Origin of the sequence: Sphingomonas swuensis (assembly GCF_039538045.1) — a bacterium.
GTDB lineage: Bacteria > Pseudomonadota > Alphaproteobacteria > Sphingomonadales > Sphingomonadaceae > Sphingomicrobium > Sphingomicrobium swuense.
Window position 1 is genome coordinate 1,926,542 of the sequence record NZ_BAABBQ010000001.1, and the last position, 11,801, is coordinate 1,938,342.

At 61.6% G+C, this 11,801-nt stretch carries 7 protein-coding genes; 5 read left to right on the plus strand and 2 right to left on the minus strand.

From position 1 onward, the window contains the following. Window positions 1-59 precede the first annotated feature (59 nt). Window positions 60-1,793, plus strand: a complete 1,734-nt coding sequence (locus ABD727_RS09505) for a class I SAM-dependent methyltransferase (RefSeq protein WP_344707171.1) — start codon at window positions 60-62, stop codon at window positions 1,791-1,793. A gap of 412 nt (window positions 1,794-2,205) precedes the next feature. Here the strand turns inward: ABD727_RS09505 and ABD727_RS09510 are convergent, their stop codons facing one another. Continuing rightward, complete coding sequence (locus ABD727_RS09510) at window positions 2,206-2,934, minus strand: hypothetical protein (protein ID WP_344707172.1); 729 nt, start codon at window positions 2,932-2,934, stop codon at window positions 2,206-2,208. 695 nt (window positions 2,935-3,629) lie between these two features. Between ABD727_RS09510 and ABD727_RS09515 the strand changes: the two genes are divergently transcribed. Beyond that, window positions 3,630-7,298 (plus strand): MobA/MobL family protein, encoded by a 3,669-nt coding sequence (locus tag ABD727_RS09515; RefSeq protein WP_344707173.1) that lies wholly within the window; start codon window positions 3,630-3,632, stop codon window positions 7,296-7,298. A gap of 20 nt (window positions 7,299-7,318) precedes the next feature. Here the strand turns inward: ABD727_RS09515 and ABD727_RS09520 are convergent, their stop codons facing one another. Then, window positions 7,319-7,906 carry a MucR family transcriptional regulator gene (locus ABD727_RS09520; protein ID WP_344707174.1) on the minus strand — a complete coding sequence of 196 codons (588 nt, stop codon included), beginning with the start codon at window positions 7,904-7,906 and terminating at the stop codon, window positions 7,319-7,321. 307 nt (window positions 7,907-8,213) lie between these two features. Between ABD727_RS09520 and ABD727_RS09525 the strand changes: the two genes are divergently transcribed. From ABD727_RS09525 to ABD727_RS09535, 3 genes are all read left to right on the plus strand, one after another. Continuing rightward, entirely contained in the window at window positions 8,214-9,620 is a 1,407-nt protein-coding gene (locus ABD727_RS09525; protein ID WP_344707175.1) for a hypothetical protein, read from the plus strand. 649 nt (window positions 9,621-10,269) lie between these two features. After that, window positions 10,270-10,740, plus strand: coding sequence for a carboxymuconolactone decarboxylase family protein (locus tag ABD727_RS09530; RefSeq protein WP_344707177.1), 471 nt, complete (start codon window positions 10,270-10,272; stop codon window positions 10,738-10,740). Then, entirely contained in the window at window positions 10,730-11,683 is a 954-nt protein-coding gene (locus tag ABD727_RS09535) for a sigma-70 family RNA polymerase sigma factor (RefSeq protein WP_344707178.1), read from the plus strand. The genes ABD727_RS09530 and ABD727_RS09535 overlap by 11 nt, the downstream gene beginning before the upstream one ends. Window positions 11,684-11,801: the final 118 nt, after the last annotated feature.

The window sequence follows — 11,801 nt, forward strand, 5'->3', positions numbered from 1 at the left end:
GGGCGCCTAGATGTTGAGCCCAATGCCTGAACGCGCCTTTGCAGCCTGCTTTTTCGCGGATGGAGCAATCCCTGAGCGACTATAGCCAGACGATCCGCGCCTATGATGCTGCAGCTAACGAGCTAGCCTGCCGCTACGATGCGCTGCCCACCGGCGATGCCCTGGAGGCCATCTCCGCTCTTGTGTCGAACCGAGGTCTGGCACTGGATGTCGGGGCAGGCTCAGGCAGGGACGCCAGGCGTCTGCATGACTTGGGCTTCGAGGTAGTTGCCGTGGAACCCGCCGCCGGACTCCTTGAACACGGCTCTGCAACAAGCCCCGGTGTTCGCTGGCTTGCAGATTGTCTGCCCTCGCTCGAAGCTGTCCACCGGCTGGCCCTCTCCTTCGATCTGATCCTGCTGTCGGCTGTCTGGCAACACGTCTCCCCAGACGACAGGCCCAGGGCGTTTCGCAAGCTGATCACGCTCCTTGCACCTGGCGGCACCCTTGTTCTGACCCTGAGGTCAGGGCCCTCACCCGAGGGCCGGCCGATGCACGCTACATCGGTCGGCGAAATCGAGAGCCTCGCCCAATCTCATGGAATGCAGATCCTTGAGATTCGGGCTTCCTCAGACATGCAGGGCCGGTCCGACGTTAGCTGGACCACCGCCGTGTTGCGACTGCCTGACGATGGCGCAGGTGCGCTTCCACTGATCCGCGGCATCGCACTCTCCGATGACAAATCGTCAACCTACAAGCTTGCGCTCCTTCGCGCTGTGGCGCGTGTTGCCGAGCACGCACCCTCAGCCGCAATCCCGGCTTGCGATGAAATCGACGCTGTCGAACTGCCGCTCGGTCTTGTCGCACTCTTCTGGGTAAGGCTGTTCCTGCCGCTGGTCCGGGCAGAACTTCCACAGGCGCCGCGAAACGCAGGACCTGATGGCCTGGCGTTCGCCAAAACTGGCTTTCGGCGGCTGATGGTCGACAGCACCGATCCGGCGGACTTGCGGGTCGGTGCCGTCTTGGCGCCTGATCGCTTCGAAGCGATCGTGAGGGCACTGAGTGAGGCGGCTGCGACCATCGCCAGCATGCCTGCTAATTTCACCCGCATTCCGAACTCCGACCAGCGGGTCTTCAGTGTAAACCGAAGCCGCCTTCGTCGCTTGCCTGGGCTCGAGCTCTCGATGGCGAACTTGCGGGACTGGGGCACTCTCGCCGTTCCAGGCCATCTATGGCGCGCGCTCTCCCGCTTCGGTCCCTGGATCGAACCAATGCTTACCACTGAGTGGGCACGACTGACCCGCGCCTACGCCGAACGGATGGACAGGCCACTTCCTGCCGGCGTGGTTGAGGCAACGCTTGAGTGGCGAGAACCCGTCCGGACCACCGCGTTGGCACGCCTTGCCGCGGAGAGCTGCGCCACCAGTGGCGGACCGATCGAATGCGTATGGACAGGCCGGAAGCTCACAGCCACCAGGTTCGACGTGGACCATTGCCTGCCCTGGCGAGCCTGGCCTTGTGGTGACCTGTGGAACCTCGCACCATGTCACCCACGCGTGAATCGCCATGACAAGCGCGACCGGCTCCCATCCGCGTTAGCGATGGAAAGCAGCCGTAGCCGCTTTGTGCGCTGGTGGGAGCAGGCCTACCTCAGCAATCTGTCCCTGAGCGGTAAGTTCTTGCGGGAGGCGGCCGCAGCCCTCCCGGTGACGGAAACGGCCAGTGCTGCGGAGATATTCAACGCCCTGGACTGGCGGCGACTTCGGCTCGCGCGAGATCAGCGATTGCCAGAGTGGACCCCGAAGGAAGGGTAGCGCCAGCTCCCAACTTCACCACAGACCAGCGGGATCGCCTCACGCCTCGGGTGAAGCTTCTGCTCGGCCTGATTACTCAGTGCGAGCGCCCGACAAAGCCATGGCCGACTGGCTGGTGAGTGAGTTCGGCCTGCTTAAGTTTACGCGCCAAGTCGCCGTCGCCGGCCTGCTCGATGCCGACGCGTTTGTCGCCGCCTTTCGTGCCGCGCTGCCCCGCCGTCGAGCACTGTCTGCGGCCGAGCTAAAGGCGCCCTTGGAAAGGGCGTGCAGCGACCGCCGTTCCTGCTCGAGAGGCGCGGCTCTAAGCTCTTAGCGATGGGGAAGCCCTCGCCCATCTTGGCTACGATACGAGTAACGAAGAAGTGGCCCTGATGTGGACCAAGGCGCCGCCAAGGTTGCCCCTGAAAATGAACTAAGCGACCAGAGCCTCACCCTGTTGATTGAGGCCATTCAGGACATGCTCGATATCGTTCTGAGCCTTGGGATGAACCTCGCTCTTCATCTTGTCTTGCGAGCGCCGCTTGCGCCCGTCAGCGGTCAGCTTATCGCGCTTCTTGTCCCAGTCCTTGCAGACCTTGACGACCGCAGCGCGAACATCGCCCTCGAACTTATCGTTGCCACTTCCAAGGTCGAGAACATCCATCAGAAGAGCGGTCTCAGCCTTCCGCGCTGAGCGCATCGCCTCGACCGCCCGATCCTTCTCTTTCCCGATGAGATCGAAGGTCTCTGCCTCCGCCTGAGTGTCCGACAAGTGAGCGCTCAAAGACCGCATCACAGTCCACGCCGGACCCATGGCGAAGACGCCCGACAGGACCTCCACGAGGTGGTCGGTCACGACGTATTGGAGCAGCGCTTTGTTGAGGGACTCCGAATACTCCAGCTCGCGTTCCGCCTGTGCCAGCTCGGCCCGCGCGCGCTCCACTTTCTCCCGTGCCGTCCCGATGGACTTGGGACCGCGACTGACCGTCTTGCCCATGCCCTGCTGGACCGTCACGGGCTTCTTGATAGCCCCCGAGGCGAAAGGCCCGGGGCCGCCATTCAACCAACGCATCCAGACGGCCGGTGAGACATTCGACGGGGTCAAAGACCCTACGAACTCCTCGACGATTTTCGCTCGGTCCTCATCAGAGAAGAGGCCCATCTGGATCTCAGCCTGAGGCGTGAGATTTCCACCCGGACCGATGAGCCGAGGCCCTAGGTGCCGTGCGAATGCAAGCATCGCATCCGGCTCATCCTCAACACTCCCAGACGGACCATTCTGGCAACTGTCCGTCACACCCTTGTTACTCGCTGACATGACCAAATCCCCCGCTGGGCAAAACCCGCCGAAACTCTGTTCGGCCTCTTCCCATCCGGTCGAGAACTATCCCCGGTTTTGGGACTGGTCAACGAGCACCTGCAGAAGACCCTGACAAGGTCGTGCCCAATTTTCACCTGTCGGAGAACCGGCCAGGGAAAGCCCCTCAGATTTGGGCACAGACCCCCGAGACTTCAGAAAGTCTCGCAGGATATTCTGGGCACAGACCCACATATGCCCAGTATTCCTGAATAGGCGCAATACCGTAGATTTGCCGCAGGCAATTCTACCCGGGCTTTTTCGCTACGAACTAGCCGAAAACAGCCCTTTATGCGCTCTCCGAGGGTGGCCGTCCAAACCCGCGAACCGTGTTTGCCCAGCTTCGTCGCCTTCGCTCCGTGGGCCTTCTGATACTTGTGTCACGCATCTTACGGCAGGGTTTCTGTGGAAGTTTGTCGCCTCCTCGCGCCTGCGCTTGTTACGTCTTGCCACCTCTTCCCCAAGCATCCATTGTCCATCCAGGGGTGGGATAAACAACCATGGCAACTAGCTCGATCTCGGCCGACGTCACGGCTGCGAATTCCAAGATCGCTGAGTTCCTGCGACGGCAGGAAGAGGAGGAGATGATCCTCCAGATCGGCAAGCGGAAACCCAAGCAGGCCCGCGAAGAACGCCTGCCCGGCGGCAGCGGTCGCTGGCGGCTTGAGCCGGACTGGAAGGCTCCTACCCCGATGGTCGATCGGCCCCGCACCACGACGGGCGCGACCAGCTTCCATTTCTCTTACTCGTCCATCTCCAGGCAGGCGGTTCCGACCGTCAGTGGACAGCCCGTGTCCGGCCACCTGGGCAAGGTTCGCAACCCTGCCCTCGACCACTCCAAATACATCGAACGCGATGGTGCTGCCGAGCACAGCCAGCGCGTTGAGCACGCGGCCTACATCGAGCGCGATGGCGCCGCCGAGATGCTCGACCCATCCGCCCTAATGAGCGAGGCGATGGAGCGGACCATCGCTGCCGTTGTCAACGAAACGCCGACCACTGAAGAGGCCGCATACCTCGGCCTCGCCGACGTTGCGCCCGAAGGCATTCCGTCAGTCTTCAGCAACATCTCCGACGACCTCTTTGAGCGTCAGGAATTCTGGCGCGCTGTCGAGCGTTGCGAAGCCAATCCTCGCTCCCATCAGATTATCCTCGAGCCCGACATCTGCCCTGCCTGGTGGCGCGAGCTGGAGACCACCACGAAGCTTGATCCCGAGTCCAAGAGCCATGCGCTTCAAGTAGCTGAAGCCTACCGGCAGCACATGGCAAAGCCGCTCGCTGAAGGCGAGGTTCGCAAGCCATTCACTGCCAAGCCGATGAGCGCTTCGGCCGAGAAGGCTGGTGCCTTTATCCAGCAGGCCCAGCGGATGGCCGCATACAATGATGCGCAGCCGCCTTTCGAATTCAAATCGGGGCGCGGGGGACGCATCCAGTTCCGCATGGTGGCCGAACTTCCCCATGAACTATCGGCGGAAGATCGCGCCCTCATCGTTCAGAATTTCTGCGACCATCTTGCGTCCTTGGAAGAGCGTCGTGAGCCCGACGGCACTGCCTACAAAACTGGCCTAATGTACACGGCCGTCATTCACGCACCTGACGCGCACAATGACAGTCGGAACTACCACCTTCACGTGGTCGCATACGACCGTCCTTGTCGCTTCATTCCCGAGAGGAACCAATGGGATTTCGAGATTCCCGTCGTCTACGTCGACCCTGGCAGTCGCAAAGAGCGGACCCACTATCCATACCGCCAGAACAAGATCGGCGAGGTCTCTCAGGGCACTGAGAAGACAGGTAAGGAGAAGTCGGGCAAGGACTTCATTCCAGGCCTTCGCGCTAAGTTCGCGGAGATCAACAACGTTGTCCTGAAGGCCCGTGGCATCAACCGGCGGCTCGACCCTCGCAAGTACACTGAGATGGGGATCGACCGCACTCCGACCCAGCATCTTGGCACCAAGGCTGCGGCCCTGGAATCGATCGGCGTTCCCACCGCAGTCGGCCAGCTCAATGCCATCGCGATCTGGTCAGACGCGGAGCGCGCGATCACGCGTCAGGCCACCCAGGCTGGCAAGGCCTATCAGGCGACCCAGAGCGAGCTCGACGGCATTGCCAAGGGCATGGCGGCCAGCGATCCTGATCATCCTGCCATGATGCAATTCCGCTCACTCACGGCCGAGCGTGAGCGGCTGATCAAGGACGTCGCGGATGATCGCCAGGCGATCATGACCTTCGACCATCTGGAAGCCAAGGCGAAGTCCCGCGCTATCCGGACCCGGCAGACTTGCCTGACCTTCCTTTCCGATATCGAGACCGGCAAGGCTGACCGAAACACGAAGGCCATGCGGCTCGTCATCGAGGATCGGTGGAGGAACGCGCAAGCCCATATCGCCAAGATCGACAACGCTCTCCAGCCCCATCGCGAGGCGCTCACCAAAGCCGCCCGCGACATCGAGATGCGCGAGCGCCGCATCCTCGAAATCGATACGGCCCTTGAACCCGTCAGGGCCGTGCTGGAGAAGCGCCTGGCGGAGCATGGCCACTATGTGCGCCCCACGAAGCTCAAGGCCTCTGAGGCGGCTCAGAAGCCGGCCGCGCCTGCATCCACTCTTACCCCGCCAGCTGCCGAGCCGAAGGTGCCTGACACCGGCCGCGCGCAAGGTTCGTCGGCAGAGCCGGAAGCAACCGCCACCCCTGCACCAGCCGCCCCTGCCCGCACCGCCACTACCACGCCAACAGATCCCTCCGCCGAAGCCGAGGTTGTAGCCTCGGCCGAGCCTGAGGTGACGCCCGCAGTGCCCCCCATGGAACCGGCGCAAGCGAGCGCAGAACCAACTGCCGCCGAGCCGGACGTGGGCGAGAACGAGATTGCCCAGTCCACTGATCCTGTCAGCATTTCAGGCCTGCCAATCGTTGAGCCGACCATCGCTCCACGACAGGACATTCCGGCCGAGGAAGTCGAGATCGAAGCGGGCACCCCGGAAGGCCTCGACCCTCTTCGCCCGGCCGAAGTGGTCGAGCCCGTCGCAGCCGAGCCAGAGGTCATCCTGGTCGACATCGACAACCCGGCCGTCGAACTCACTGAAGCCGCCGCCGAGCCTACGATCGAACAGCCCGCTGCTGCAGCTGAGGTCGCCCCGCATGACGCCGAGCCAGCAATCCCTGCATCTACTCAAGATGCGCAGCCGACCGCGATCGACACCCCTGCCGCAGCCGAGCCGGCGACCGCCCCTGCCGCAGTTGAAGCGGCGGCTCCCACCGAGCCTGCCCCGGCAGCTGAAAGCCACACCAGCGGTCCTACTCCGCCGATCGCTGAGCCGACGCCTGTGGCTTCGCCAGACCAGCAGCCCGAGGCTCCGGCCGAGCCCAAGGTCGACGGCCGCAAGAAGGTCCAAGATCCCACCTTGTTCGATCTCCCTGCACAGGAGCCTCCGGTCAAACCGGGGACGAGCCGTGCGGCCTATGTGGACTTCGACACCATCATCAAGCGGGTCATGGATGACCGCATCCCGATTGTCCCTGAGAAGCAGGCGAATGGTCGCCTGATCTTCACCGTCCCCTCGCTCCCGCCGGAGCAGCAGGAGACGCTGAACAGTCCCAAGTTTGCTCATCGCACCAACCAACGTCTTGGCGCCATCATGGACAAGCAGAAGCAGGAAGTGCAGCGGGCCGTCCGGTGGATCGCCACCCAGGGTCAGAACCCGGACAACCTCAGCTTGAAGAATAAGACCGCGAGCCTCGGCACTGGCGTGAAGGTCAGCGTCAGAACGCTATTCCGTCACTGGGGCAAGCACCCCGAGGTGACCGCCGCCCTGCGCACCGAATACGATCGTCGGGTGGAGTTGGAGAAGAACCAGCCGGTGGCAAAGCCAGAGCCAGCCAAAGCCGAGTCCGACCTCTCCGAACGCCGCGCCGAGGCAGAGCGGATCTACCCCGATCCAAGCCAGGCATTCACTCCCGAGGTGGCAGAGTTTACCCGGCTACTGCGCGAGCTCGCGCCGGCTGACCAGCTGCGCCTGGCCGCCGACAAGATCTACGAGAACCCACGCGCTCGGGAAGACATTCACAAGCACACGGTCTACCTTGCGACCGCCTACCACACCCATGTCGAGGGGCACGATCAGCGGCTCGCAGAGCGGCAGCTTCGCGAGATGCGAGGCAAATGTCGCTGATGAACTCTGGTATATTGCGCCTACCCGCGGACAGCCTTGCGAGGTCTGGCGGCGACCTTTGCCCTCGCGGGTCCGCGGGACCCACGGAGTGTCACACCAAGGCCGCTTGCCTTTGCCTGCGCGCGCTTACCATCAAGGTAGGCCGCCGGAGCTGACGGGTAATCCGCCGGGAGCCTCCAGCGGTCCATGTAGTCAGCGAGACTCATTCCATGGTTCTTGCGAAGGTAAGCCCTAAGTAGTTTCACCCGAGCGCCGTCTTCAAGACAGATGAGGATGTCTTCGTGAACCGAGGGGTGCACGGCTGAGCTCGGGTCGAGAAGTCTCGCCACCCGTCTGGGCACCCGCGCTGCCAACCAAGGATCAAGCCCCTCAAACTCGCTTCCGCTAACGTCCTTGTTGATGATCGGCGGCTCGAGTTCATCAAAATGCGGAGGAATGGGCCTGCTTTCCTCAACGCTGTCTTCCGGCCGATCGGGGCTAGTAAGCGCTTTTAAGGAGGTGAAGATGGCTCTTACGAGCTGCGGGACCTCTGAGGTCGGTACCTGCGTGGTGGCAAGGTGAGCCTTAGCCAGCTCGACACTCATTTCCAGGAGACGATCATCCAGCATGAGGCATGAACTCCTTACGTGTAGCCGAAGCACCGACACCGAGTGCGTCCCACTATCCTGATCTCGCCCTCAAAGCCCAGAAATATTTGTTGCAGCATCTTGCCGGCCTCCCGAAGGTCTAGGTAGGATTAGGAAGATTTAGGAAGAACGTGGCGGAGATCGCAATGTTTGAGGACGATGGACCAACATTAGCCGGTGACAAGATCATCGAGCTGGAGCGTCGTCTTACTCGCGCGATGCAGCGCGGCGCGGGCATCACCCTCAAGCCCGAAGATCTCGACGTTCTCGCGACCACTGGGGCGGCAGATTGCCTTTCGGAGGTGAAGGCCAAGTTATTGAAGGAAAGAGCGAAGTGGCGGCAAAAGGGGGCATCTACCAACGAGCGGGTTACTGGCTCGACTATGACCGTGGCACCGACGGCGTCCCTCGCAGCCCGTGGCTCTATATCTGCTGGTATGATCCCAACAAAGGACGCATCCGCCGCAAGAGCACGCGCCAGTGCAATATTCAGTTAGCCTGTGACGCTCTCGACGAGCATTTCCTCGCAGTTCACCGCCCGACAGCAGCACAGCGAGCGGCATACACGTTACCCGAAGCACTGACAGACTACTGGTTGGAACACGGCTGTAAGGTAGTCAGTGCCGAAGCGATCAAGGCCCGACTCAAGCTGGTTACCCGTTTTGTCGAACACCAGATTGCGGCAGGTCGGATGGCTGACCCCATCCTACCCGCCCAAGTAGATGACGGCTTCATTCGGAACTTTCGCGAATGGGCCAGCGCAGACCCAATCATCGCCTTGAGGAAAGACGCTAAGGGCGCCTGGGTTGAGTCTTCGCGACGGCTGCGGTCACTTTCGACTGTCGAAGAATCGGTGATCCAACTGAAGGCTGCCCTGAATTACGCAAAGAAGGCCAAGCGGACCGATCACCTTCCCGATTTCCAGCACAAAACGCGCGACCAAGTGACGCCGGTCCGCACAGATCGACTAACCGTGCCCGATATCGCGAGATTGCTAAACTTCACCGTAGAAGGTGGCGGCAGCTATGCTGGGCACGCCGAGCGACTACTGCCCCTCCGCCGCTACATCATTGCCGCTATCTGCACTCTGGCGCGACCCGACGCCATATTTGACATGTCTGTCCTGCCCTCTCGCGTCCAGTGGCACACAGATGCCGACCTGTTCGATCTGAACCCAACCGGACGCATCCAGACCAACAAGTATCGTGCAGTTGTGCCGGTCACCAGTCTTCTCCGGACATGGCTCGAGGCAACGGACGAGTGGTTCGTTTGCGGCCGCCGGAATGTTGGGAGCAAGGCAGAACCGGCCTGGCAGGAGTACAAGGTCGCGTCAGTGCGTAGCGGGTGGGAGACCGCAAGACAACATCTCGGCCTTCCTGATGGTTGGGGACCGAAGCTGCTTCGTCATTCGATGGCGACCATCTTAGCGAACAGACGTGTGCCTCAGACCGAACGCAAGTTGCTGATGGGTCATGAAGCGTTGGAGGGCTCGCAGAAGTCTTACGTCATCTTCGATCCAGATTATCTGCTCAAAGCCAAGGAGACGATCGAAGAAGTCATTGCCGAGCTCCGAAACCTCTCACCAGCAGCCCTAGCGCCACCCGGAGCTCAACAAAGAAGTACTATAGATGCCTCGGTCAGCAAGTCACCTACACGGCGCGCCATACCACTCATGCCGTTCTGGAAAGCGGTCTGAGCCGTTAAAGATCAAGTTTAAAGAACGCTTAGAAGGAGACTCAGATTGCTTAGCATCATCATTGCCAACTTCTCCCCGCATCTTAGCGGCTGGAACACCGATCTAGCGCGGCCATTCATTTTTTAAGGCTTGCCGGCTCGCTTCACTCGCGAGCCGGGTAAGCGATATCTCTCGGCGAAGTTGGACACTACGATCTTAAGGATTCAAGTACCTGCGTAGGTAAGTTTTAGATCCACTTCAAGGATGAAGGATCCTCTTTCAGACGTGCCCTGGGTTGAGCGATCATCCAATCAGTTAGGCTATCGTACAGACCTGCGAGCAAAGTTGGGCATAGAGTCTCCGACTGCTGGTGGGCTGCCTTCTGGCTCCAACCTCGCCCGATATTGGACATGTGACCAGCTGATTGATCAATACCCGCACTATCGAGTGCCCGCCGCTGGTGGGAAGCGGAACGGCGGCTTGCGGGTCCGCACCGGCGGAAAGCAGACGTTCGCCGCGCCGATGGCTAAGCGCCATTTGGTCGCCCTCGCTGACTTCCAAAGCTTGAGCTTCGTACGTTTTCAATAAATTTCAGCGCCGATGTCACATCGGCCGGGTCTGCCTCGTCATGGCTTGGAGCGCTTCGATGCTCGTCACAAGGAGATCGATCATGACCCCCCGCCTCGACAACCCGTCCACATTGTTCCCCGCCGGCTTCAAGGCAATGGTCGCACTCGAGCAGGCGCTCGCGCAGGCTATCGATCCGGAGTTGCTGGAACTCGTCAAACTGCGCGCGTCGCAAATAAACGGCTGCGCCTTCTGCATATACATGCATACCACTGACTTGCGTAAGCGCGGAGTGGACGAGATGAAGCTGTACCTGCTCAACGCCTGGCGGGACTCGTACCTCTTCTCCGAACGCGAGCGGGCGGCGCTTGCGTGGACCGAAGCTCTGACCCGGGTCGCGGATGATGGCGCACCGGATAGCGAGTACAACGCGCTCGCCGAACAATTTAGCGAGGAGGAGCGGGTGCAACTGACCTTCGCCATCGGCGCGATCAACGTCTGGAACCGGCTTCAGGTCGGCTTCCACGTCGCTCACCCGCCGCGTGGTGCAGCAATGCGCTCCAATGCCGCCTGAGGAGCGCCTGGCCGCGTTCGAGGCGCAGCGGCCGCGATTGCTGCGCCTCGCTTACCGCATGCTGGGATCGCTGAGTGAAGCCGAGGATGTGATCCAAGACGCTTGGCCGCGCTGGGCAGCAGTAAACGGCGGGGTCGATGTACCGGCGGCCTACCTGACCCGGATCGTGACTCGCCTTTGCCTAGACCAACTGAAGTCGGCGCGGGCGCAACGTGAGGAATATGTCGGGGCATGGTTGCCGGAGCCGTTACTACAGCAGACTAGTGAGGAGGCCGTTGCCGACGACGTCACCCTGACGTTGATGATGGCGATGGAGCGGCTGTCACCGCTCGAACGCGCTGCCTTCCTGCTGCACGATATCTTCGAGACGCCCCTGAACGAGGTTGCTGCGGTGCTCGAACGCGAGCCTGCAGCGGTTCGCCAGCTCGCATCCCGCGCCCGCCACCACGTTCGCGAGGCGCGGCCGCGCTATACACTATCACCGCAAACCGCGTCGGATCTCGTGCGAGCGTTCCATGAGGCCAGCACGAAAGGCGACACCCAAGCGTTAAGCGGTATCCTTGCTGACCAGGTCACGGTCTTTTCCGACGGAGGCGGCAAAGTCCTCGCTTTCCGCAACGTCGTCCAAGGAATGGATCGGGTCCTCCGCCTGTTCCAAGGGCTGGCGCGCAAAGGGGCATACCGGCCGCAATTGCTTCGCACCGTGATGATTGACGGCCTTCCCGGCTTCGTCAGCATCGATCGGGGGGCGGCGCTGCAGACCACCGCGCTCGACGTCCAGGACGGAAAGATCACCGCTCTCTACATCGTGCGCAACCCAGACAAGCTGCGGCACGTCGCGGCGATGCTAGCCGGGGGATCGGACGGGCGAACCGCAAGAGCCGAACCGAAGGGGCTTCGTCTGTTTCCGACCCGATCCGCCGCGAAGCCAATGTCCAGCTGACGGCCACTTGCCAACGCTCAGGCTGGCTTCACTCCGAATGCCTGCTCGTGGTGGAAAGCAGACCGGCCGCTTTCGTGCGAGCACAAGCGCTGGCGGACGCTCGTTCAGCTAGTAATCG

Bases quoted from the DNA above. Each gene is read 5' to 3' on its own strand.
- ABD727_RS09505 (WP_344707171.1), top strand. From the start codon at position 60: ATGGAGCAATCCCTGAGCGACTATAGCCAGACGATCCGCGCCTATGAT.
- ABD727_RS09510 (WP_344707172.1), bottom strand. From the start codon at position 2,934: ATGGGCCTCTTCTCTGATGAGGACCGAGCGAAAATCGTCGAGGAGTTC.
- ABD727_RS09515 (WP_344707173.1), top strand. From the start codon at position 3,630: ATGGCAACTAGCTCGATCTCGGCCGACGTCACGGCTGCGAATTCCAAG.
- ABD727_RS09520 (WP_344707174.1), bottom strand. From the start codon at position 7,906: ATGCTGGATGATCGTCTCCTGGAAATGAGTGTCGAGCTGGCTAAGGCT.
- ABD727_RS09530 (WP_344707177.1), top strand. From the start codon at position 10,270: ATGACCCCCCGCCTCGACAACCCGTCCACATTGTTCCCCGCCGGCTTC.
- ABD727_RS09535 (WP_344707178.1), top strand. From the start codon at position 10,730: ATGCCGCCTGAGGAGCGCCTGGCCGCGTTCGAGGCGCAGCGGCCGCGA.